This window comes from Nitrosopumilus sp., from assembly GCF_025699125.1.
Taxonomy (GTDB): Archaea; Thermoproteota; Nitrososphaeria; order Nitrososphaerales; family Nitrosopumilaceae; genus Nitrosopumilus.
Window position 1 is genome coordinate 642,660 of record NZ_JAILWC010000001.1, and the last position, 19,960, is coordinate 662,619.

At 33.7% G+C, this 19,960-nt stretch carries 34 protein-coding genes and 1 tRNA gene; 30 read left to right on the plus strand and 5 right to left on the minus strand.

Annotated elements, in window-relative coordinates; genetic code table 11:
- The first annotated feature begins 193 nt into the window (after positions 1–193).
- From K5783_RS03895 to K5783_RS03910, 4 genes are all read left to right on the plus strand, one after another.
- The gene (locus K5783_RS03895) at positions 194–928 is read left to right on the plus strand and encodes a cytochrome c biogenesis protein CcdA (RefSeq protein ID WP_297472225.1); all 735 of its coding nucleotides are present in this window, start codon (positions 194–196) and stop codon (positions 926–928) included.
- Positions 929–932: 4 nt separating this feature from the next.
- On the plus strand, positions 933–2,039 hold the full coding sequence (locus tag K5783_RS03900; protein WP_297472226.1) for a redoxin family protein: 1,107 nt from the start codon (positions 933–935) through the stop codon (positions 2,037–2,039).
- Positions 2,040–2,133: 94 nt separating this feature from the next.
- On the plus strand, positions 2,134–2,784 hold the full coding sequence (locus K5783_RS03905; RefSeq protein ID WP_109875898.1) for a Snf7 family protein: 651 nt from the start codon (positions 2,134–2,136) through the stop codon (positions 2,782–2,784).
- 325 nt (positions 2,785–3,109) lie between these two features.
- Entirely contained in the window at positions 3,110–3,409 is a 300-nt protein-coding gene (locus tag K5783_RS03910; protein WP_297472227.1) for a hypothetical protein, read from the plus strand.
- A gap of 134 nt (positions 3,410–3,543) precedes the next feature.
- Here the strand turns inward: K5783_RS03910 and K5783_RS03915 are convergent, their stop codons facing one another.
- From K5783_RS03915 to K5783_RS03925, 3 genes are all read right to left on the minus strand, one after another.
- Entirely contained in the window at positions 3,544–3,885 is a 342-nt protein-coding gene (locus K5783_RS03915) for a hypothetical protein (protein WP_278975770.1), read from the minus strand.
- Positions 3,886–4,162: 277 nt separating this feature from the next.
- Entirely contained in the window at positions 4,163–4,579 is a 417-nt protein-coding gene (locus K5783_RS03920) for a DUF371 domain-containing protein (RefSeq protein WP_297472228.1), read from the minus strand.
- Between the two features lie 59 nt (positions 4,580–4,638).
- The gene (locus K5783_RS03925; RefSeq protein WP_297472229.1) at positions 4,639–5,010 is read right to left on the minus strand and encodes a hypothetical protein; all 372 of its coding nucleotides are present in this window, start codon (positions 5,008–5,010) and stop codon (positions 4,639–4,641) included.
- 193 nt (positions 5,011–5,203) lie between these two features.
- Between K5783_RS03925 and psmA the strand changes: the two genes are divergently transcribed.
- From psmA to K5783_RS04055, 26 genes are all read left to right on the plus strand, one after another.
- On the plus strand, positions 5,204–5,941 hold the full coding sequence (gene psmA, locus K5783_RS03930) for an archaeal proteasome endopeptidase complex subunit alpha (RefSeq protein ID WP_297472230.1): 738 nt from the start codon (positions 5,204–5,206) through the stop codon (positions 5,939–5,941).
- Between the two features lie 33 nt (positions 5,942–5,974).
- Positions 5,975–6,787 (plus strand): putative RNA uridine N3 methyltransferase, encoded by an 813-nt coding sequence (locus tag K5783_RS03935; RefSeq protein WP_297472231.1) that lies wholly within the window; start codon positions 5,975–5,977, stop codon positions 6,785–6,787.
- A gap of 204 nt (positions 6,788–6,991) precedes the next feature.
- Positions 6,992–7,984: a 50S ribosomal protein L3 gene (locus K5783_RS03940; RefSeq protein ID WP_109875903.1), complete on the plus strand. Its 993-nt coding sequence runs from the start codon at positions 6,992–6,994 to the stop codon at positions 7,982–7,984.
- Complete coding sequence (rplD, locus tag K5783_RS03945) at positions 7,984–8,796, plus strand: 50S ribosomal protein L4 (RefSeq protein WP_297472232.1); 813 nt, start codon at positions 7,984–7,986, stop codon at positions 8,794–8,796. The genes K5783_RS03940 and rplD overlap by 1 nt, the downstream gene beginning before the upstream one ends.
- The gene (locus tag K5783_RS03950) at positions 8,793–9,059 is read left to right on the plus strand and encodes a 50S ribosomal protein L23 (protein WP_109875905.1); all 267 of its coding nucleotides are present in this window, start codon (positions 8,793–8,795) and stop codon (positions 9,057–9,059) included. Before rplD ends, K5783_RS03950 begins: the two co-directional genes overlap by 4 nt.
- A gap of 44 nt (positions 9,060–9,103) precedes the next feature.
- Positions 9,104–9,499 carry a 30S ribosomal protein S19 gene (locus K5783_RS03955; protein ID WP_109875906.1) on the plus strand — a complete coding sequence of 132 codons (396 nt, stop codon included), beginning with the start codon at positions 9,104–9,106 and terminating at the stop codon, positions 9,497–9,499.
- Between the two features lie 5 nt (positions 9,500–9,504).
- Positions 9,505–9,963 (plus strand): 50S ribosomal protein L22, encoded by a 459-nt coding sequence (locus K5783_RS03960; RefSeq protein ID WP_109875907.1) that lies wholly within the window; start codon positions 9,505–9,507, stop codon positions 9,961–9,963.
- Positions 9,964–9,965: 2 nt separating this feature from the next.
- Complete coding sequence (locus tag K5783_RS03965) at positions 9,966–10,721, plus strand: 30S ribosomal protein S3 (RefSeq protein ID WP_109875908.1); 756 nt, start codon at positions 9,966–9,968, stop codon at positions 10,719–10,721.
- Positions 10,718–10,924 carry a 50S ribosomal protein L29 gene (rpmC, locus tag K5783_RS03970; protein ID WP_109875909.1) on the plus strand — a complete coding sequence of 69 codons (207 nt, stop codon included), beginning with the start codon at positions 10,718–10,720 and terminating at the stop codon, positions 10,922–10,924. Before K5783_RS03965 ends, rpmC begins: the two co-directional genes overlap by 4 nt.
- Positions 10,921–11,187, plus strand: a complete 267-nt coding sequence (locus K5783_RS03975) for a ribonuclease P protein subunit (RefSeq protein WP_297472233.1) — start codon at positions 10,921–10,923, stop codon at positions 11,185–11,187. The genes rpmC and K5783_RS03975 overlap by 4 nt, the downstream gene beginning before the upstream one ends.
- Complete coding sequence (locus K5783_RS03980) at positions 11,184–11,507, plus strand: 30S ribosomal protein S17 (protein WP_297472234.1); 324 nt, start codon at positions 11,184–11,186, stop codon at positions 11,505–11,507. The genes K5783_RS03975 and K5783_RS03980 overlap by 4 nt, the downstream gene beginning before the upstream one ends.
- Positions 11,507–11,929 carry a 50S ribosomal protein L14 gene (locus K5783_RS03985; RefSeq protein WP_109875912.1) on the plus strand — a complete coding sequence of 141 codons (423 nt, stop codon included), beginning with the start codon at positions 11,507–11,509 and terminating at the stop codon, positions 11,927–11,929. The genes K5783_RS03980 and K5783_RS03985 overlap by 1 nt, the downstream gene beginning before the upstream one ends.
- Before the next feature lie 4 nt (positions 11,930–11,933).
- On the plus strand, positions 11,934–12,389 hold the full coding sequence (gene rplX, locus K5783_RS03990) for a 50S ribosomal protein L24 (protein ID WP_297472235.1): 456 nt from the start codon (positions 11,934–11,936) through the stop codon (positions 12,387–12,389).
- Positions 12,389–13,105 carry a 30S ribosomal protein S4e gene (locus tag K5783_RS03995; protein WP_297472236.1) on the plus strand — a complete coding sequence of 239 codons (717 nt, stop codon included), beginning with the start codon at positions 12,389–12,391 and terminating at the stop codon, positions 13,103–13,105. Before rplX ends, K5783_RS03995 begins: the two co-directional genes overlap by 1 nt.
- Positions 13,106–13,109: 4 nt before the next feature.
- The gene (locus K5783_RS04000; RefSeq protein ID WP_297472237.1) at positions 13,110–13,631 is read left to right on the plus strand and encodes a 50S ribosomal protein L5; all 522 of its coding nucleotides are present in this window, start codon (positions 13,110–13,112) and stop codon (positions 13,629–13,631) included.
- Positions 13,631–13,810, plus strand: a complete 180-nt coding sequence (locus K5783_RS04005) for a 30S ribosomal protein S14 (RefSeq protein WP_008300270.1) — start codon at positions 13,631–13,633, stop codon at positions 13,808–13,810. Before K5783_RS04000 ends, K5783_RS04005 begins: the two co-directional genes overlap by 1 nt.
- A gap of 6 nt (positions 13,811–13,816) precedes the next feature.
- Positions 13,817–14,209, plus strand: coding sequence for a 30S ribosomal protein S8 (locus K5783_RS04010; RefSeq protein ID WP_109875917.1), 393 nt, complete (start codon positions 13,817–13,819; stop codon positions 14,207–14,209).
- Positions 14,199–14,756 (plus strand): 50S ribosomal protein L6, encoded by a 558-nt coding sequence (locus tag K5783_RS04015; protein ID WP_297472238.1) that lies wholly within the window; start codon positions 14,199–14,201, stop codon positions 14,754–14,756. Before K5783_RS04010 ends, K5783_RS04015 begins: the two co-directional genes overlap by 11 nt.
- 17 nt (positions 14,757–14,773) lie before the next feature.
- Complete coding sequence (locus tag K5783_RS04020; RefSeq protein ID WP_297472239.1) at positions 14,774–15,061, plus strand: hypothetical protein; 288 nt, start codon at positions 14,774–14,776, stop codon at positions 15,059–15,061.
- Positions 15,062–15,131: 70 nt separating this feature from the next.
- A tRNA-Asn gene (locus tag K5783_RS04025) sits at positions 15,132–15,205 on the plus strand.
- A gap of 187 nt (positions 15,206–15,392) precedes the next feature.
- Positions 15,393–15,641 (plus strand): hypothetical protein, encoded by a 249-nt coding sequence (locus K5783_RS04030; RefSeq protein ID WP_297472240.1) that lies wholly within the window; start codon positions 15,393–15,395, stop codon positions 15,639–15,641.
- Positions 15,642–15,651: 10 nt separating this feature from the next.
- Positions 15,652–15,879, plus strand: a complete 228-nt coding sequence (locus K5783_RS04035; protein ID WP_297472241.1) for a hypothetical protein — start codon at positions 15,652–15,654, stop codon at positions 15,877–15,879.
- Between the two features lie 129 nt (positions 15,880–16,008).
- Positions 16,009–16,458: a DUF2299 family protein gene (locus tag K5783_RS04040; RefSeq protein WP_297472242.1), complete on the plus strand. Its 450-nt coding sequence runs from the start codon at positions 16,009–16,011 to the stop codon at positions 16,456–16,458.
- A gap of 59 nt (positions 16,459–16,517) precedes the next feature.
- On the plus strand, positions 16,518–16,667 hold the full coding sequence (locus K5783_RS04045) for a hypothetical protein (protein WP_297472243.1): 150 nt from the start codon (positions 16,518–16,520) through the stop codon (positions 16,665–16,667).
- A gap of 945 nt (positions 16,668–17,612) precedes the next feature.
- On the plus strand, positions 17,613–18,098 hold the full coding sequence (locus K5783_RS04050) for a DUF4352 domain-containing protein (protein ID WP_297472707.1): 486 nt from the start codon (positions 17,613–17,615) through the stop codon (positions 18,096–18,098).
- Positions 18,099–18,190: 92 nt separating this feature from the next.
- Positions 18,191–18,574, plus strand: coding sequence for a hypothetical protein (locus tag K5783_RS04055; RefSeq protein ID WP_297472244.1), 384 nt, complete (start codon positions 18,191–18,193; stop codon positions 18,572–18,574).
- 82 nt (positions 18,575–18,656) lie between these two features.
- Here the strand turns inward: K5783_RS04055 and K5783_RS04060 are convergent, their stop codons facing one another.
- Positions 18,657–19,061: a PPOX class F420-dependent oxidoreductase gene (locus K5783_RS04060; protein WP_297472709.1), complete on the minus strand. Its 405-nt coding sequence runs from the start codon at positions 19,059–19,061 to the stop codon at positions 18,657–18,659.
- Positions 19,062–19,214: 153 nt separating this feature from the next.
- Complete coding sequence (locus K5783_RS04065; RefSeq protein WP_297472245.1) at positions 19,215–19,715, minus strand: winged helix-turn-helix domain-containing protein; 501 nt, start codon at positions 19,713–19,715, stop codon at positions 19,215–19,217.
- Positions 19,716–19,960: the final 245 nt, after the last annotated feature.

Sequence of the window (19,960 nt, forward strand, 5' to 3'; positions counted from 1 at the left end):
GCATAGAATCAAATCCACCAATAGCAGGAGAACCAATAATTACAGCTAGTGTAATTACTATGCCCAAGGCAATACCCACTAGGATAAATCGCTTATTCACACTAAAAGTTACAATGACCTAGATAAAAACGGATTGTAGATTTATCGAATAATTTGGAAGAATGCTTTAAAGGAAAAATAGTACATTTAATGCATGAGTGAGATCAATCTGGCAGTAGCTGCACTTGCAGGATTAGGATCATTTGTAGCTCCATGTATCTTACCAATGATACCGGCATTTTTGGCATATATTTCAGGAACAACACTTACAGAATTAAATCAAGCAGGAAATGCCAAAGTATTCACTATAAACAGAACCAATATTGTTTTAAACTCAGTATTCTTTGTTCTAGGATTTTCAGTGGTGTTCTCAATATTAGGAGTAATTATTAACAGTGTGCTAGGAACAGCATCTGAAGAATTTATAGATGTATTAAATCAAGTAGGAGGAATTATCATCATAGGGTTTGGAATATTCTTACTTCTTTCAACAAAGATCAATAAATTAAACATAGAAAAAAAATTCTTTCCTAAAAGATCAAAAGCAAGTTATCCTATGTCATTTGTTTTTGGATTAGCATTTGCTGCAGGTTGGACACCATGTGTTGGTCCAATATTAGGCACAATACTTACACTGGCTGCAACAACTCCATCTGTTGCATTTAATTTATTATTAGTTTACTCCTTAGGATTAGGAATTCCATTCATTTTGATTGGAGTGTTTTATTCTAGGGCAACCAGAATGATTCGTTCTATGAGCAAACATTTGAAATATTACAATTTAGTATTAGGTGGATTTATTATGATTTTAGGAATTTTGGTTTTCACAAATCAATTGGCATATATTGCAAATTTTCCACTGCTTAACGAATTATTATTTTTAGGGTGATCATTTGAAATCGGAAATTAAAACTGCATCAATCTTAGGAATTGTGATAGCCATGGGACTTGTGATTACAAGTATTACTTTCTCAACTTTAGATGAAAAATCTGAAACAGCAAATATTCAGGAAACAAAAACACTTGGTAAAATTGACAAATCAGGATTCAAAATGGCTCCAGATTTAGTAGGCATATCAAATTATTTGAATACCACTCCAGAAGAATTAAAAAAACAAATTGAAAATAAAGTGGTGCTTTATGATATTTGGACATACAGTTGTATCAATTGTGTAAGAACACTACCTTACATCACTGCATGGGACGATAAATATGAAGAACAGGGATTATTAGTTATAGGAATTCATTCACCAGAATTTGAATTTGAAAAAAATCCTGAAAATGTCAAAATGGCAATTGAAAAATATGGCATAGAATATCCTGTTGTGATGGATAATGATATGGAAACATGGAAAGCTTTTGAAAACAGATATTGGCCAAGAAAGTACATTGCAGATCATGAAGGATACATAAGATATGATCACATTGGAGAAGGCGGATATCAGGAAACTGAAAAAATCATTCAACAGCTTTTAGAAGAACGCGATGCATCACTTGGAATTCAGATGGCATCATCTGCACCACTTGTAGAATTAGAAGAATTTGAACATACAATGTTCAGAACACCTGAATTGTATTTTGGTTACAATTTTGCTCAGAATAGAAATCAGTTAGGAAGTGATGAAGGGTTTCAACCAGAAAAAGTTGTAACTTATTCAGATCCGGAAAAAATTGATCTACACAAGTTTTACCCAATAGGAGATTGGAAAAACCATGAAGATAGTATGGAATTGGCATCTGCAAATGGATCAATCAAATTACTTTACAACGCAAAAGAAGTAAATCTAGTTACTGCAAATAATGCAGAACTAGAGATATATCTTGATGGAGAACCACTGCCATCAAGATATTCAGGTAAAGACATCACATTTGAAAATAAAATAGCAGTTTCAGAACCAGGATTATACAATATCATTAGCAGTGAAACTAGTTCTTCACACACTATGGAAATTAAGGTTGTAGGAAAGGGGTTTCAAATATTTACATTTACATTTGGATAGTGTATCCAAAGCCTCTTGTCACCCCAGTTACAGTACCAATGGTGACAAACCTCTTTAAAACAAAAATTTTCATTAATATTGAGGAAATTAAGGTTTGATAAGCAATTCATGGAATAAAGCAGAAAGAGAAAGCATATCTCAGAAAGTAATGGGAAGGGTAAAACCAGACGAGCCATTAAAGAACAAAATTGACTTTGCACAAAAAAAATTACAATTTCAAATTTCAAAATTAGAATCAATAAATGAAAAATTGCAGAAAAAACACGATATTATCTTTGAGAAGATAGTAAATGCACAAAGAAACAACAAACCCAGTTATGCACAAGCATATGCAGGAGAATTAACTCAAGTTAGAAAAATGAAAAACATGGTAAGCGGTGCCAAACTTTCAATGGAGCAGGTCAAACTTAGACTAGACACAGTATCGGAATTAGGAGATGTAGTCGTAACACTTAGTCCATGTATGTCAATCATTAAAGGTCTTAGTCCTTCACTTAATGGAATAATGCCAGAGGCCAATGCTTCAATGCAAGATTTGTCACAAATACTTGGCGATGTGATGTCAGGCTCATCAGTAAACATGGGAGATGCTATGAATATGGGTACCGAGACAAATGCAGACACATTGGCAATTCTTGAAGAAGCACATAATGTAATTGCAGGTCAAACCAAATCATCAATCCCAGATGTTCCAGACAGTCTGAAAAAACAAATTGTTGAGAGAAAATCAGATATTTTTATCTAGAAATTTTATAGATTTGAAATAAAAATCACTGGAAATTGGTTGTTGACCAAAAGTGCCAATAGAAATACTTCTTGTCGGGCAGAATGAAGACTATTGTAAATTCCAATTTTCCAATGATTTTGGTCTTGGTTGACTTGTATGGTATGATAGACCAAACATACAAGACCAATATTATTGAAATTATGAAATTATTATAGATGTCTGAAATTATATTTTCATATTATATGATAATAGATTCATAATTTTTGTGATTTCATTTCACAAACATATAACAAAAAACTGGATCAATCATCATGTTTAATACGAAAATTGCATTATAAAAAATATGAATCAAGAAACAAAGCCTTGGGTAATAGTAAGTAGTATACAAAAAGAAACAAAACCAGTTGATCTTGAAATGATAACCCCTCAGATATCAACTCTTGTGGATGAATGGCAATCACACGGAAAAATAATGTGGTCAGGGGCATTTGATAATCAAGTTTCATCTATGGCAGTTTTTGAGGCAACAGAGCAAGAAGCAAAAGAATTTTTCAAAAAATATGAAAAGATTTGTTCAGGAATACTAACTTATGAAATGTATCAATGGGATGCAATGCCAATTCTATCAATCTTATCAAATTAATGATAAGACTTTTTCTTATTCTAAAAATAGAACAAACCGTAAAAACAAGAATTGAATTAAAATGTAAAGTGAAGAAGAAAAATCATAATGAATAAAGCAATCCGTTAAAATATATCTAATATATTCGAAAAGAATTACTTTGATTTCTTTTTACTTTTTTGAATTAATATTTTCTTTATTCTAGAAATTGTAGGATAGCTGTATCCACGTCGACGATAATTTGCTATCATCATCTTCCAATTTTTTAATCTCCATTGAGCTTGTTCTGCAGTAACAGAATGAACTTCTTTTTGAATAATGCTTTTTCTTCCAACCTTGAGAGTTCCCGCATCTTTTGCAGACCATCGGTTTTTTGCAAATTTTAAACCTGTAAGAATTTCTTTTACAGGCATTTCTTTGAAATATTCTTTAATCTTTTTTAATTCTGCATCTGAAGGGTTATCAGAAATAGGTAATTCAATAGTGGTTTTTATCATAAATAACCTATTACCCAATACTTTAAGAGAATCATGCTAAACCAGAATTAACTAAAATAGAGAAAATTAGAAATTATTTGATACTGATTAAATAATTCAAACAATGAATGAAGTTTGATTAACAAGGCAATGGAATGGCGGTATTTTTACACAAGGTATTATACATGCCAAATCCAAAAATGATGGTTGCAAAAACAACTAACGGAATCAAAATAAAAATTTTAGTTTTAAGACCCATGTTTAAAATAAAATGAGTCAATATAAAATTGTGACAGTTTCAATCAATATTAATAGTAAAAGTACCTTTTGTTTTTGGATTTTGTAATAAAGATACCATCGTCCTAGGCAACAAATCCGATGCCTTATCACATTTTATTGCCAAAGTTCTAGGACAAATAAAATCACTTTTTCGTATTACAATGTCTTTAGTATGAGCAAGGATCAATTCTGGATGCCCTCTTCCTTCTAAAGTAAATTTATCATCACCTACACTAATAGTGAATTTTATTTTTGAATTAGAATTTTTCAATTTATTTTTTAATTCTAATGGTAAATCAGCACAACTGGATGTTGCATTTACACCCACAATGCAATCCCCTTGAGGGGTTAAATGAGATTCCTTTGTAATTTCAATAGTTTTTTGATGGTTGGATCTAATATTTTTATGTCCAAAAAATTCAATTTCAAATTTCACAATACTTGAATAAAAAAAACTCAAATTAAACGTTCATGAAGATTATTTTAAATCATAATTCATCGTTTCCATTTTTGTGCTTCTAGAATACATTTATCATAAAAATCAGCAGACACATAATTACAAACTCTATCTTGAAATTTTCGAAAGAATTTACTTAGACAATCATATTGATTTTCTTCTTCTTCAAGATAGTTCAAACATGTTTGTGGACTTCGTTTCATGTATGCAAAATTACTAATACATTCTTGAGGATTGTCAAATTTCAGACACATTTTTGGTTCGTCCATATTTAATGCAGAATTTACTTCTTTTACTAAAGACTTTTCAGAAGACACTGAAGTAAATGAGCCAATTATTGAAAATGCAATAACCATGATTACTGCTATCATCATCAAACCGCCAATTGTAAAACCAAACATGGGATTCATTTTCTAGGATCTATAATTGTGTAAAATTTTTAATAAAATACTGGGTATTTTATTTTGATAAACACGATATTATATGTAAAATCAATTTTTTGCAAAATAATAAAAACGATCAGTGTTTTTTCGAGCCTAGTTAAAGTAGCTAAATATTTCTCAGAGTACGGTTTAAATTGTACATTCAAAGCATTGGAATCAAATGCTTCCTGCACAACAAGGTTACGATAGAGCAATTACTGTATTTTCGCCTGATGGCAGATTATACCAAGTAGAGTATGCAATAGAGACGGTACGAAGAGGAACAATTGCTGTAGGAGTAAAATGTAAGGAGGGCATAATTATTGCAGTAGAAGAAAAACCAAGAAAATTACAAATCTCAAACACTGCTCAAAAGATTTTTCAAATTGATGATCATGTAGGAGTGGCTGCAGCAGGATATATCCCAGATGCAAGAAGTCAAGTAGACAATGCACGATTCTTTTCTCAAAGTAATAAAATGATTTATGATGAACCAGTTGAAGTTGAAACTATTGCGAAACATCTAGCGGATCAATGTCAACAATACACGCAATATGCAGGAGTAAGACCTTACGGTGTTGCGTTAATTCTTGGTGGAGTTGTAAATAATACACCACAATTGTATCTAACAGATCCTAGTGGAACTTACATATCATATGATGCAATTGCAATTGGTTCAGGTTCAGATCAAGTTACAGACTTTTTAGAAAAAACATACAAAGATGATCTTTCACTAGATGAAGCAGCAACATTAGCCGCTGCCGGAATTTATCTGTCAAGTGAAGATAAAGAAGGAACAAGCCATATCAGAATGGCACATATTAAAACAGAAACTGAGTTGTATGAACTAGTTTCAGATGAGCAAATTGCAAATTATGCAAAAACTGCAAGAGAAAAATACCCACACGACCAAAAATAATTACATTGAGTGGTTTGGAGAGATCAAATTACATTGAAATTATCTGTTGCAATACCAGAATCAGCATTATCTGACGAATCACTTAAGATAGATAAAACAAGGAAAATTTCTGTTCTTGCAAGAGCATGTGCCATTTTTAAAATTGATACGATATATGTCTACCAAGAAGGAAATAACAGAACAGATGGAAGTCTAATGGTAATGATTTTAAAATATTTAGAGACACCACAGTTTTTGAGAAGAAGGTTATTTCCAAAAATGAATGATTTAAAATTTGCAGGAGTTTTACAACCGCTAAAAATTCCAAGCCACATAACTCCAGTGAATTCTAAAAAAATCAATGCAGGAGACATCAGAGAAGGAATTGTAATCAGTGTGAAAGGTAAAAAGTTTGTTGATGTAGGAATAAATCAACTAATCCCATTTTTTGGTAAGACATCAATTGGTAAAAGAGTCACAGTTCAATTTAAAGAAGGATTTCCAAAATTATCTGTAAAAGAGATAGACAAAAGTGAAGTTAAAACATATTGGGGGTATTCTGTCAAAGAGAGAGCAAATTTATTTTCAGTATTGACAGAATGGAAAGGAAATGTAATCATCACATCCAGAAAAGGCAAAACTGCGACAAAAGAACAGATTTCCAAATACACAAAATCAGAACAACCCACACTCATAGTTTTTGGATCTCCCGAAAAAGGAGTTCATGAAATTCTTGGAGGTAAAATGAAAAATGTTCAAAATGCAAAAGCATTGAATTTTTTCCCCAATCAAGCCACTGAAACTATACGGTTAGAAGAAGCATTGTTAGGAACATTGGCAATAATTAATGCTCAAAGTACTTCATAAAATGGCAGAAAGAAAAAATTTCTTATTGTTGGCTATTGCATTAGGGGTTGTAGGAATTATAATTGGCGGAATTACTATTTGGAATAGTGCATCAGATTTGATAAAGCCATAATATTTTAGGCACATATGGTTAACCAGTATTTTTTTAGTGGTTAACGAAGTCTCACATGGTTTAATAGAGGGAAATCGAGACGCGTTTTATCCATGGGCGCTAGAAAGAACCATCAACCACGTAGAGGAAGTCTTGCATACTCACCTAGAATACGTGCTAAAAGTATGGAGGCACGAATTAGATCATGGCCAAAATTAAATTCAGAAGAACCAAAGATTTTAGCTCATTGTGGTTTCAAAGCAGGGTGTGTACAAATAGTAACTATCGATGATCGTGAAAAAGTTCCAAATGCAGGAAAACAACTCGTAAGCCTTGGAACAGTTCTAGTTACACCACCGGTATTAATTCTAGGAATTAGAGGATACTCGAAAGATCATGATGGAATGCATGCAGAATTTGATGTATACGCAGAAGATATTCCAAAATACATTTCAAAAGAAATTACAGTGAAAAACAAAGAAGGTGCATTAGATAATGCAGAAAAATCCCTTCGAAAAATTAAAGAGATTTTTGCAATTGTTGCTGTATCTCCACGTGCAGCAGGATTAGAACAGAAAAAACCTTACATCTTTGAAGCTTCAGTTAGCGGAGGAGACATACAAAAACAATTTACTCATGTCAAAGAATTACTTGGAAAAGAGATCAAGATTGATCAGATTTTTGAAACAGGCGCAAGTGTAGATGTTGCAGCAATCACTAAAGGTAAAGGATGGCAAGGAGTTATTCAAAGATGGGGAGTAAAAAAGAAACAACACAAATCAAGAAAGACAGTTAGAGAAGTAGGTTCACTTGGTCCAATTTCCCCACAAAGTGTTATGTATACAGTACCAAGAGCAGGACAAATGGGATTCCATCAAAGAATAGAATATGATAAACGAATCATGATTATGGGCAACACAAATGACGAACAGATTAAAATCAATCCAGACGGAGGCTACAAACACTTTGGATTAGTAAAAGGAGACTTCATTATTCTAAAAGGATCCGTTCCAGGAACATATAGAAGATTGATTAAACTCAGAAGTCAGATTAGAAACGTACCAGTTAAAATTACCAAGCCAAACATTTTGGAGGTTGTAATTTAATGAAAACAGCATCTTATTCAATAGCAGGAGTAAAGGATGGCGAAATAGAGCTTCCACTAGTATTTTCAACTCCTTTTAGAAGAGAATTGATTCACAAAGCTTTCACCAATTTAACTTCACATAAATTCCAACCACAGGGAAGACACCCATCTGCAGGTCAAGATGTGGTTGCAGATTCTAATGATCCGCCAACAGGTCAAGGTGTAGCACGTGTTGCTAGAAGTACTGGTGGCGGTGGCGGAAGACAAGGACAAGGTGCAGAAGTTGCATCAACCAGAGGCGGGAGACAAGCACATCCACCAATTGTAGGTAAAGTGATTTATAAAAAATTAAATAAAAAAGAAAACAAATTAGCATTATGCTCCGCAATAGCTGCAACTGGATCAAAAGAACTTGTTAAATTACGAGGCCATAAAATTGAAGGTATTGAATCATTCCCAATCATAGTATCTGACGAAATAGAATCAATGTCAAAAACAAATGACATCTTCAAAGTATTAGACGCATTAAAACTCACACAAGATGTAGAAAGACTAGAATCAAGAAGACCACGTTCAGGACAATCAAGACTTAGAGGACGAAGTAAAAAAGTTGGAAAGAGCGTTTTGTTTGTTACAAAAGACGCTTCAAATATCAAAAAGGCAATAGGCACACTACCAGGGGTAGAAGCAAAAAGTGTCAAAGATTTAAGCATATTAGATTTAGCTCCAGGTTCAGATCCAATTAGATTAACAGTATATTCCAAATCAGCAATTGAAGAAATTGCAAAAATTAAATCAACACATCTAGAGGTTATGGTGAAAACACAATGAACGTAGATCAAGCAAACAAAATCATTCTCAAACCATACATTACAGAAAAAACGTTTGCCATGGTAGAAAACGAAAGCAAAATTTGTTTTATTGTAGAACGATCAGCAAGTAAACCAGAAATTGCCGAAGCCGTAAAAGCACTATACAAAGAAAATGTCACTAACGTTAACACCGCAAGAACAATTTATGGTAAAAAAGCATTTGTTCAATTCGAAAATACAGAAAAAGCAAGAGATTTGGCGACAAAGATAGGAATGCTATAATATGGACCACAAAGCTCGATGTACATTAACAGAGGAGAAGAAGATTGGTTAAAGAATTTCTATACAGAGGCATTCCAAAAGAGGATCTTGACAGCATGTCCTTAGAAAAATTATTCCTATTATTCAATTCTAGACAAAGGAGATCCCTTACAAGAGGAATTACCGATGGAAAGAGAAAATTGATTGAAGAGATCAAAGCTGCAAAAGCAGGAAAAGTAAAAAATCCCATAAAGACACATGTTAGAGACTTGATTGTTTTACCATACATGGTGGGTGTTACAGTAAATGTATTTTCAGGAAAAGAATTTCGTCCAGTAAGTATCACCGCAGAAATGATTGGGCATTACTTAGGAGAATACGTAATAACAAACAAGAGAGTTTCACACGGTGCACCAGGTGTGGGTGCATCAAGATCCAGTCTCTACGTACCACTAAAGTGATTATTATGGGCAGATTCAATTACGCTTTCCAAAATTATGATGCAACAAAACACGTACGTTCATCATTACGAGAAAAAGATATTTCACACAAGCATGCACGTGAAGTAGCTGTTTCTATCAAAGGATTATCAATTGAGAAAGCAAGAGATTATCTGATTGCAGTAGTTAACAAAAAAAGAGCGGTTGCGTTTAGAAGATATAAGAATCAAGTAGGACATAAATCAGATCCAGGAATGATGTCAGGACGTTATCCACAAAAAACAGCAAAGGAGTTTATCAAAGTTTTAGATAATTTAGAATCAAATGCAGAATACAAAGGAATGGATTTAGATAGATTACGAATTATCAATGCCACTGTCCACAAAGGAGTAATTGTCAAGAGATTCATCCCAAGAGCTATGGGAAGGGCAACTCCCAAAAACAATGTATTGACACATGTAGAATTGGTGGCACAGGAGATTTAGAAATGTCAGCGGTCAAAAACGTAATCAAAGATAACTACAACATGATGCTTCTGAAAGACTATCTAAGAGAAGCAATTAAGGATGCAGGATTTTCTCATGCAGAGATTTCAAAAACTCCAGTAGGAACCAGAGTTGCGTTACATGTAACTAGACCAGGTATAGTTATCGGAAGAAAAGGTTCTGGAATCAGAACATTAACAGATAAACTTGCATCAGACTTTGGATTAAAAAATCCACAAATATCAGTAGTAGAAATTGAAAAACCAGAATTATCTCCAAGCGTCATGTGTAATAGAATGGCGGCTCATTTAGAGAGAGGAACTGCTTTTAGAAGAGCAACTATGTGGACACTAAAACAAATCATGGAAAATGGTGCCATGGGCGTTCAAATTACAATATCTGGTAAGCTAAGAGGAGACCGTTCTGCATTTGAGAAACACACAGCAGGAATTTTACCAAGAGCAGGTCACCATGCAGAAGTAATAGTTGCAGAAGACATTGCACATGTAAAAACAGCCATGGGTTTAATTGGAATCAGAATAAGAATTGCTAGAAAAGATAAATTAATTCCTGAATTTGAAATGAAGACTCAGAAAGCAATGAAGATTAAACAAGTCAAAGATGAAGACACAGGAAAAATGAGAGATGAAACTATAGCAGAGACAAAAGCAAGAACAGAATCAGAACAAATTGCACTTGAAGAAGAAAGAATGAAAGAGCTTGAAACACTAGAGGAAGAAGAGGCCAGATTCAAATGACCAGGATAAGCATGAAGACAATAAAGCAGTTAAATGAAAAAGATCTTAAAAGTAAGATTCAAGAGGCACGTAGTGAACTTGCAAAACTCAGAGTCGATGCTTCCAAAGGAACTCTAAGAAAAGAAAGCGGTAAACTAAAACCCCTTAGACACGATATTGCAAGGATGCTAACTAGAATAAACGAGATGAAGAAAGAGAAATGATCACAGCAGACAATATTACGTCACATGAATTTATTGGATTACACACAGAGATTGTCAAATCTACAAATCCACAAGTTATAGGATTAAATGGAAGAATCATAAATGAAACAAAATCGATGTTTACAATAAATACAGAAAAAGGAACAAAATCAATTGCAAAATCAACAAACAATTGGAAATTTTCAATTGAGAATAAAGATGTGATTATAGAGGGATCTAGAATTACAAAAAGGCCATTTGACAGGATAGGAGCTAAGGCATGACACGTGATATTGGATTAAAAGTGAAAGAACCAAAGGAAGAATGCGCAGACAAACATTGTCCATTCCATGGAAATTTGTCAATTAGAGGAAAGCTCTTTGATGGCAAAGTGACAGGAAGTAAGGCAAGACAAACAATTACGTTACAAAAAGATGCACCAATTTATTTTAGTAAATTTAAGAGGTATGCAAGAGGGACAAGTACGATTCATGCACATGTACCTGAATGCATTAATGTTGAAACAGGAAATCATGTTTTAACTGCAGAGTGCAGGCCGATATCAAAATCAGTATCGTATGTAGTTGTAGAGGTTAGATCATAATGGCAAAACAAGCAGGTAAGGGAGTAGAGGAATTCCGCCCATATGTCACACGTTCAATACCCGTAGGAGCAAATATTGTATGTGCAGACAACTCAGGTGCCAAAATTTTAGAGATTATCAATGTACCAAGACATAAAACAAGAGTATCACGACTTCCTGCAGCAGCAGTAGGAGATTTCTGTAATGTCGTAGTAAAGAAAGGACCAGCAGAGTTAAGAAAACAAGTGTATGGCGCAGTTATTGTTAGACAAAAATATGCAGTTCGTAGATTAAACGGCGTTAGAGTTTGTTTCGAAGACAATGCAGCGGTATTAATCACACCAGAAGGAGAAACAAAAGGGACAGACATCAAAGGACCGGTAGCTGCAGAAGCTTCAGAAAAATGGCCAAGAGTAGCTAACTTGGCATCAATGGTGGTATAAGAAAATGAAGCCAACAAAAATGCGTAACAAGATGATTTATCAAGCAACATTCCAGACCAGAAGTAAGCAACTTGGAAGTGCGTTATCAAAAGAACTTCGTAAAAAATATGGCAAGAGAAGTGTTCGTGCTATTGAAGGGGACAGTGTAACTATACTTAGAGGAGAATTCAAAGGGGTCGAAGGAAAAATATCCAAAGTGTCTACAGAAAAGAGCAGCGTTGCAATTGAAGGAGTCAAAAAAGAAAAAACAAAAGGAGACAAATTTGATGTTTATATTCACACATCCAATCTGGTAGTAACATCACTTAGTACTGATGATAAGTGGAGAATTTCAAAACTTGAAGGTAAAGATCCAAGGAAACAACCTAAAGAAACACCTGTAAAAGATAAACCAGTTGAAGAAGAGACTAAAGAAACAAAAGTAGTAAAGAAAGAAGAAAAAAAGGAAGATGAGAATTAATGGTAAGTATTAGCGGAAGTAAAAAACTCAAACGTCAAATGGCCCCACAGTTTTGGGGGATTGCTAGAAAAGATAAAAGATTTGTAATTAATGTAAAGCCAGGTCCACATAAAAGGAGCCATGCAATACCAACGGCAGTATTTCTAAGAGACATGTTAAAAATCGTAACTAGTCTTAGGGAAGCAAAAGCTTCAATTTATTCTGGTAAAGTAAAGGTTGACGGGGTTGTAAGAAAATCATTACATCATGCAATAGGATTAATGGACGTAGTAGAATTAGAAAATGTTTCAGATATTTATCGTCTGGTTCCAACCGAAGAGAAATTACTAAAACCAATAAAGATTAACGAATCAGAGAAATCAAAAAAATTAGTTAGAGTCACAACCAAAACTACAATTGGCAAAGGCCAAACACAAATAGGATTTCATGACGGACGTTCAATCATTTCAGACAGTAAAGTAAATGTTGGCGATACATGCTTGATACAAATTCCAGATGTAAAAATACTTGAAACAATAAAACTGGAAGTAGGAAGTCACGGATTAGTCACACGTGGAAATAATACTGGTAGAATTGGCAAAATAGAAACAATCGAAGCAGGAACATTCATTCTTCCAAAAAGAGTTATCCTATCATTAGATGAAAGAAAAATCGAGATTCCAGCTGACATCATTATGTCAATAGGTAAAGGAGAGCCAGTTATTCAAATAAAGTGATCATATGTCTCAAACAACAGAACCAATAATGAAAAAAATATCTCTCGAGAAAATAGTTCTCAATATGGGAGTAGGTAAATCAGGAGATGTAATTAACATTGCAAAAAAAGCACTTGATCAAATATCAGGAAAAAAATCATCATCGAGAGCTGCCAAAGAAACACAAAGAGATTGGGGAGTTAGAAAAGGCGAACCAATAGGTGTAGCAGTAACAATTCGTGGAGATGACGCAAAAGAATTACTAAAAAGATTGTTAGAAGCAAAAGGAAATACAGTCAATGGCAAATCATTTGATAATTTTGGAAATTATTCATTTGGGATTAAAGAACACATAGACATTCCAGGGGTAAAATATGATCCACAAATAGGAATTTTGGGTTTAGGAATCTCAATCACATTAACAAGACCAGGTTACGGAATTAGAAATAGAAGTAAACACAAAGCAAGTATCGGAAAAAAACACATAATCAGCAATCAAGAAGCAAAGGATTATCTAGTAAAAGAATTCGGAGTGACAGTAGCATAATGGCAAAAGATAGATCATACGAAGCTACTGGAAGAAAAAAGCATGATTTTGGCAGAGGTTCAAGATGGTGTAAAAGATGCGGAGATTATACAGCTGTAATTCAAAAATATGATTTAATGCTATGCAGACGATGCTTCAGAGAAGTCGCAACATCTTTAGGGTTTAGGAAAAATAAGTGATATAACATGCCAGCAACGAATATTTTAGCAAATCTATTTGTCACACTATACAATAATGAAACAAGAAGGAAAAGAGATTGTGTAATTCTTCCAACGTCAAAACTTGGAATCGAAGTTTTAAAGACACTTCAAAAGGATGGGTATATCGGAGAGTTTGAACATATTGATGATAAAAGAGGAGGCAAATTCAAAATCAAATTATTGGCCAAAATTACAAAATGTGGAGCAATTTCTCCAAGATTCAAGGTAAAAAATGACGAATATAATAATTGGGAACAGCAATACTTACCTGCATACGACAGAGGCATGTTACTTGTTACAACTAATCAAGGAGTAATGTCCCATCATGACGCATTAGAAAAAGGAATTGGAGGATTTTTAATCGGATATGTCTACTAAACAAATGGAAAAATTTCAGGATGAAGTGATCATTCCAGAAGGCGTTAAAATCACATTAAACAAACACATGTTGTCATTTGTAGGACCACTTGGCAAAACTTTCAAAAATTTTAGAACTATACCAGTAAATCTTGAGATCACTGAAAGTAAAGTTATCTTAAACACTATAGGCAGTAGAAAGAAAGATTATGCAATTTTACATACAGCAAGATCTATTATTAGAAATATTTGCGAAGGCTTGGTAGAAGGATATACAATTAAAATGAAAATTGTTTATGCACACTTTCCAATCACATTAAAAGTAGAAGGGAAAAAAATCCTAATTGAAAATTTCCAAGGAGAAAGAGCTCCAAGAATTACAAAAATTGTGGGAAACACCAAAGTAATTCCTAAAGGTGAAGATGTAATTCTAACAGGTGAAGTATGGACAGACATCACTCAAACTGCAGCAAATATTGAACAAAAAACCAAAGTAAAAAATAAAGACCACAGAGTTTTCTTAGATGGAATATACGCTTTTGAGAAAAAGAAAGGCTTAGAAAAATAAAATCACTAGTTTTTCTAATGACCCTTGATCCTGAATTTTCAAAACAAACAATAGATTTGATTGAACAGACTCTAGAGTTATACAAATCTGCCGGGGCATCACCCAGAGTTGGAGAAACGTGGGATTGTGTAAACATAGGAGATTTTTTGTGTGGTTTTTTTGTTGGAGAGATGGTGGGTTCAGCACTCAGTGCATTTCAGATTGTGCATCAAAGAGAACCAACAGCTGATGAACACCTAGAAATCATTGAATTAGTTGAAAGTCATGCAAAAGAAATCAAAGAATTTTTTGCAAAATTCAATTAAGTCTTGTATTTAGTTACTCTATATGGCTAGTCGGAAAGATTAAATCACTTTTGCCAAGGTACAATCTTGTGCCTCCCTAGCTCAGCGTGGTAGAGCATCCGGCTGTTAACCGGATGGTCAACAGTTCAAGTCTGTTGGGAGGCGCCTCATATTTTTAAACTCGAGTTATGAAACATTATTTTTTCACTTATTGGATAACACCGTAGAAAATCAATATATTTCTAAATTCGAATTTAGAAATATTGATCGGTTGATAGTAATTAGTTTAGACTATTAGACAACATAGATCTAATAGATGATCGCATATCAAGAATAATGCAGGAGGTTTACATTGGTCAGGACTAGAAGGGCCAACAGATATTGCGTAGATTGTGGGGCAAGGTTGGTGTATTATCCAAGATTATCCAATCCTAAAGCACCAAATGAACATAGAGTCTTAGTATATGCATGTCCTGATTGCACTGACGACTTTGAAAAGCCTAAAATGTTTTCCATAAGACGAAATCAGGTGGAAGATCCGTTAGAAACAGTAGAAATAGAGATCACACAACTACAGAAAAAATCAATAGTTACAAAATAATTAGAAAAGTATGACATATTCTGAAAAACCAAGAAGTAATGCATGGTTTTTGTTGCCAGTATTTTTAGGAATAATTGGAGGGATAATAGCGTATTTTATTTTACGTAACGATGATCCACATAAAGCCAAGAATTGTTTGTATCTAGGTCTTGTTTTGATGGGAATAGGTATAATATTCAACATGTTGGTGGCATCGTCAATTCCAGGCATGGAATCAGGATTCAATGTTAATGTATAGCCACAAAAGACATTGTTTTTCAGATAGTAATTTTGAATATTTCTAAACTCGAAATTAGAAACATCATTAATTTACACTTGTAAACTATTGAATTTAGAATCATATAGAACTAGTTTAAGTTGTTTTAACATGAGTGCATCTAGGTTACGCGATAATGTTGAAAGATGGCTAATACACGAAGGGCTTTCTTTCGAAGAAATAAAGAGTAAAGAAAATTCTTTCCAAATTTTAGCAAAACATGCAGGTAAAACAGACATCCCTGTGGAAATATTTGAACCAAAAGGACAGCCAGGAATTCTAGTAATCGGAGCCAAAGTTGTAATGAAAAACAACCAAATTGCACGTTATTTGGGATTTAATGAACAAGAAAAAGAGAACTTTGAAAAAAAAGTGACAGACTTTTGCCATTCAATTCAAGCTATTAATAAAATCATTACAGAAGATGGCAAACAAAAAATTGGAGTTTATGTTGTTCTAGACGATAAAGAAAATATCAACCAGCAAGCAGTTTTTGATGCAATAGATAGCGTATCAGAAAAACATGAAAAGACGTCGAGATTTTTGTTAAAGACTTTCTAAAAATAGATGATTTATCAGTTCTACGCGGGTCTTATATCTAAAATTCACCAAGATAGGGTATGAAAACAACAATTTTTCCAAAAAAAAATACAAAAAGACAGAGTTCGAAAGGAAATTTTTTAGAAAACCAGATTTTGAAATTCAAGGCTTCAAAGAATAAAGTATTCATTTTGACAGCAATTGCAACAATAATGGTGGTTGTAAAATGAGTATTTTCAACATATTATTCAAACACACCGCAAAGAATTATGAGATCAATGTAAGCATCAATGTCAATAGACTCAGACTAGAAAAAACAACATCAAGATTGGAGGTCATTCAAAATTGAGCATATTAGAAATCATAGGAGAAATTCTAGAAGCATATGAAAAAACAGAAGGTCAGCCACCATGAGTAATTTTTTCAAAGTAATCGGGATTGCATTAGCCATACATTTCATTGTGAAAACAGTTCAAAAAGAATTGAAACAATTTGAAGTGTAGATGGCCGTGTACCTCTTTTGGGGGATAAACCCCCCTTATCAGACATAAAATGTGTGTTCAAAATGCATACACACCATAAAATCAAATTTTGAACAAGAATGAAAAAATAGAATTGCAGATTGATGAATCAGTAATTAATAACACACTTGCATCCATAGATAATATCTTTGATGAGTTTAAAGAATTATCATCAATTCTTTTTTTCAAATATTTGATTGGACAACACATATTTCTGAAAATAGTCTAAAATGACAGAGTTTATCAAAATCAAGCCTAGGCGTTAAACCCCCCTTGAAAAATGGTGTATTTAGTCACAAGATGATTTTTTCAAAAGTACTCGTTTTGAGGGGGGGTGTAACACTTGTGCCTGAATATGAGATGCAACCATCAAACCACCAAGATCTCCCATCTAATCATGCCCCAAGTTTTATTGTCGTGCGTAAAAGCTAAACCCCCTAAATTTTGATCAAAAAAGTATCAAAATCAGACAATATTATGATCAAAGAATTTAGGCAATTACATATTCAAAAACCACGAATATTCATCAAATCTCAAGATGACAAATGTGCGCTTTTAACAAAAAATTTGGCTGAAAAAGAGGGGGACATAGGATATCTTTTTGCCATTATTTGGTGCGTTTCAACTATATATCAAAATAATCAGAGTTATTTCATGGCAGGAATGGGCGTAATTATTGTGATCGGCGCCATCATAGTTTCGATGGTTGTTGCAAATTACATGTATACACAATATACAACAAATTACATCGAGGCAGTTGCAGGAAAGCCAATAATGGTAGGTCCAGTGGAATACACCATAACATTTGAGGGAACTCATGAAGGAAGTAAAGAAATGAAGCCAGAAAACACATTTGTAAAAATTGGAATCACAGCTAAAAACACCAGTGATGAAAAAACAATCCTTTCGGGAGGGCAATTTTACATTGTTGATGAAAAAGATCAAAAACATGAGGCAGTATTCGGAGAGTTTTCTTCTAAAGACTTATTCCTAGAATCATTAGAGCCAAACAAACCGGTTGAAAGAACAACTCAATTTGATATTCCATTTGATGAAGAAAAAAAATACAAAATAATTATTCGACCACAAAAAGATCAATCAACAGTTGATACAGCTGTTGTTTGCATAAGAAATTGTTGATCGTAAAGCAAAAAATGTGTCAAATTTTTCTATAGTTTGTGTTGTAATGTATGACTTTTACCATATAACACACATGATTTTCGCAAAAAGTTATGGCAATATCCAAAGCCAAAAGAGCAGAAGCAGCTAAAAAAGCAGCAAGAACTCGAAAGAGAAATGCAGCTAAAGCAGCAGCAGATGCACTAAAAGCAGCAGCAGCTCGTAAGAGAAAGGCAGCAGCAACTCGAAGGAAGAACGCTGGCAAGACAGCTCCAAAGAGAAAGGCAGCAGCAAAACGCAGAGCCGCTCCAAAGAGAAAGGCAGCACCTAAGAGAAGAACTGCAGCTAAAAAAGCAGCTCCAAAGAGAAAGGCAGCAGCAAAACGCAGAGCCGCTCCAAAGAGAAGAACTGCAGCTAAAAAAGCAGCTCCAAAGAGAAAGGCAGCAGCAAAACGCAGAGCCGCTCCAAAGAGAAAGGCAGCTAAACGAAGACGTTAAGCTGTCTATACTATCTTTTTTCTTATTTTACATGTTGGATTTAGTATGTTTCTAATTTCGAGTTTAGAAACATTCTAAATCGTTACTCATTCATCTTTAATTCAGGCAAGACAAAAACTTTGATTGGTTTTATTTTCAGTATGATTCTTTTTTCACCATCACGTTTGAAGGGATAATGTTCACGTCCCATGTATTGTTGTGTGAGTTTATCCGCATGTTTGTATTCATAATCCGGAATCAATTCCTCAACTGTTCCGCGAATTGTTGTCATGTCAAGAGGATTGTCTCTAGATACAACAGAAACTGCAACCCTCGGATCACGTAAAACATTTTTGTGTTTTAGTCTTCCCTCTGCAGTGTTTATCAAAATATATCCATCTTCATAGTTTGCCCAGACAGGGGATACTTGTGGGGAACCGTCTTTCATAACAGTCGCAATGAAAACGAGATTTTTTTCTGAAAACAACTTTACTGCTTTTGTATCAATCATTTTTCACATACCAAAGGAGGATCAGTTGTTGTAGTAAACATTTTCAATTTTTTTGTTTTTTTCGGGGTTTTTTCTTGAAAATGCATAGGAAAACTAGAGGAGTAAATGATCGCATTTGTTGATTTATTCACAACAATTTTCAAATGCTGTCTATCTTTTATTAGATTTTTCAAGAACATTAGTCATTGCCCTATTCATGATTTCCATCACCAAATATTGAGAATAGTCTTCAGATTTTTTTCCTTTTGATGCAGTTTTTGGCGTCAATCCTTTTAGAATTTTTTCAATTTTTGTAGAGGTGTTGGTGATTACCTTTGAATACGTGGAATCAAAGTCCACAGGAGTTTGAAAATCTAACAATTTTGTTGATGTACTATAGTATTTTGTAATTGCGCCACGAGACTCCTCAATTCTAACAATTTCAACTAATCCAGATTCTTTCAGAATTTCCAGGTGATGACGAACTGTAGTCAATGCTTTTTTGTACCCAGTTTTTTTCAGAGCTGTTGAAATTTGATCTGCAGATAATGCTTGACGGTATAAAATTTCCATAATTTTTGCCCGTGCAGGGTCTTCAATTGCACGTGCGTGTTCAATACTTGTCGTAACAATACGATTAACTTTGATTTGCTTTTCTAACAACGTAGACATACAAAATACCCTTCAAATCTGATCTAAAAGATCCTTGTATCATATTTTTTTGTCTAATCGCATCAATTTTTGTTTACTTTAATAAATATTGGACCGCTATCAAATTAAGCTATACCACTACAATGAATATTGTAATCCATTACAATATTTTGATACCACTACAATGAATATGATATCAGTAGAATAATTATTGTAACGGTCTAAAAATTTTCAAAAAATATTGAAAAATGAGAAATCCAGAAAAA

Excerpts from the sequence above, each read along its gene's own strand:
- K5783_RS04040 (WP_297472242.1), top strand. The coding sequence starts at position 16,009 with ATGAGTGCATCTAGGTTACGCGATAATGTTGAAAGATGGCTAATACAC.
- K5783_RS03940 (WP_109875903.1), top strand. The coding sequence starts at position 6,992 with ATGGGCGCTAGAAAGAACCATCAACCACGTAGAGGAAGTCTTGCATAC.
- K5783_RS04055 (WP_297472244.1), top strand. The coding sequence starts at position 18,191 with ATGGCAATATCCAAAGCCAAAAGAGCAGAAGCAGCTAAAAAAGCAGCA.
- K5783_RS04065 (WP_297472245.1), bottom strand. The coding sequence starts at position 19,715 with ATGTCTACGTTGTTAGAAAAGCAAATCAAAGTTAATCGTATTGTTACG.
- K5783_RS04000 (WP_297472237.1), top strand. The coding sequence starts at position 13,110 with ATGTCTCAAACAACAGAACCAATAATGAAAAAAATATCTCTCGAGAAA.
- K5783_RS04015 (WP_297472238.1), top strand. The coding sequence starts at position 14,199 with ATGTCTACTAAACAAATGGAAAAATTTCAGGATGAAGTGATCATTCCA.
- K5783_RS04035 (WP_297472241.1), top strand. The coding sequence starts at position 15,652 with ATGACATATTCTGAAAAACCAAGAAGTAATGCATGGTTTTTGTTGCCA.
- K5783_RS04050 (WP_297472707.1), top strand. The coding sequence starts at position 17,613 with ATGGCAGGAATGGGCGTAATTATTGTGATCGGCGCCATCATAGTTTCG.
- K5783_RS03925 (WP_297472229.1), bottom strand. The coding sequence starts at position 5,010 with ATGAATCCCATGTTTGGTTTTACAATTGGCGGTTTGATGATGATAGCA.
- K5783_RS03960 (WP_109875907.1), top strand. The coding sequence starts at position 9,505 with ATGGGCAGATTCAATTACGCTTTCCAAAATTATGATGCAACAAAACAC.
- K5783_RS03895 (WP_297472225.1), top strand. The coding sequence starts at position 194 with ATGAGTGAGATCAATCTGGCAGTAGCTGCACTTGCAGGATTAGGATCA.
- K5783_RS04020 (WP_297472239.1), top strand. The coding sequence starts at position 14,774 with ATGACCCTTGATCCTGAATTTTCAAAACAAACAATAGATTTGATTGAA.
- K5783_RS03910 (WP_297472227.1), top strand. The coding sequence starts at position 3,110 with ATGAATCAAGAAACAAAGCCTTGGGTAATAGTAAGTAGTATACAAAAA.
- K5783_RS03995 (WP_297472236.1), top strand. The coding sequence starts at position 12,389 with ATGGTAAGTATTAGCGGAAGTAAAAAACTCAAACGTCAAATGGCCCCA.
- rplX (WP_297472235.1), top strand. The coding sequence starts at position 11,934 with ATGAAGCCAACAAAAATGCGTAACAAGATGATTTATCAAGCAACATTC.
- K5783_RS03915 (WP_278975770.1), bottom strand. The coding sequence starts at position 3,885 with ATGATAAAAACCACTATTGAATTACCTATTTCTGATAACCCTTCAGAT.
- rpmC (WP_109875909.1), top strand. The coding sequence starts at position 10,718 with ATGACCAGGATAAGCATGAAGACAATAAAGCAGTTAAATGAAAAAGAT.
- K5783_RS03980 (WP_297472234.1), top strand. The coding sequence starts at position 11,184 with ATGACACGTGATATTGGATTAAAAGTGAAAGAACCAAAGGAAGAATGC.
- K5783_RS04045 (WP_297472243.1), top strand. The coding sequence starts at position 16,518 with ATGAAAACAACAATTTTTCCAAAAAAAAATACAAAAAGACAGAGTTCG.
- psmA (WP_297472230.1), top strand. The coding sequence starts at position 5,204 with ATGCTTCCTGCACAACAAGGTTACGATAGAGCAATTACTGTATTTTCG.
- K5783_RS03975 (WP_297472233.1), top strand. The coding sequence starts at position 10,921 with ATGATCACAGCAGACAATATTACGTCACATGAATTTATTGGATTACAC.
- rplD (WP_297472232.1), top strand. The coding sequence starts at position 7,984 with ATGAAAACAGCATCTTATTCAATAGCAGGAGTAAAGGATGGCGAAATA.
- K5783_RS03985 (WP_109875912.1), top strand. The coding sequence starts at position 11,507 with ATGGCAAAACAAGCAGGTAAGGGAGTAGAGGAATTCCGCCCATATGTC.
- K5783_RS04005 (WP_008300270.1), top strand. The coding sequence starts at position 13,631 with ATGGCAAAAGATAGATCATACGAAGCTACTGGAAGAAAAAAGCATGAT.
- K5783_RS03965 (WP_109875908.1), top strand. The coding sequence starts at position 9,966 with ATGTCAGCGGTCAAAAACGTAATCAAAGATAACTACAACATGATGCTT.
- K5783_RS04010 (WP_109875917.1), top strand. The coding sequence starts at position 13,817 with ATGCCAGCAACGAATATTTTAGCAAATCTATTTGTCACACTATACAAT.
- K5783_RS03950 (WP_109875905.1), top strand. The coding sequence starts at position 8,793 with ATGAACGTAGATCAAGCAAACAAAATCATTCTCAAACCATACATTACA.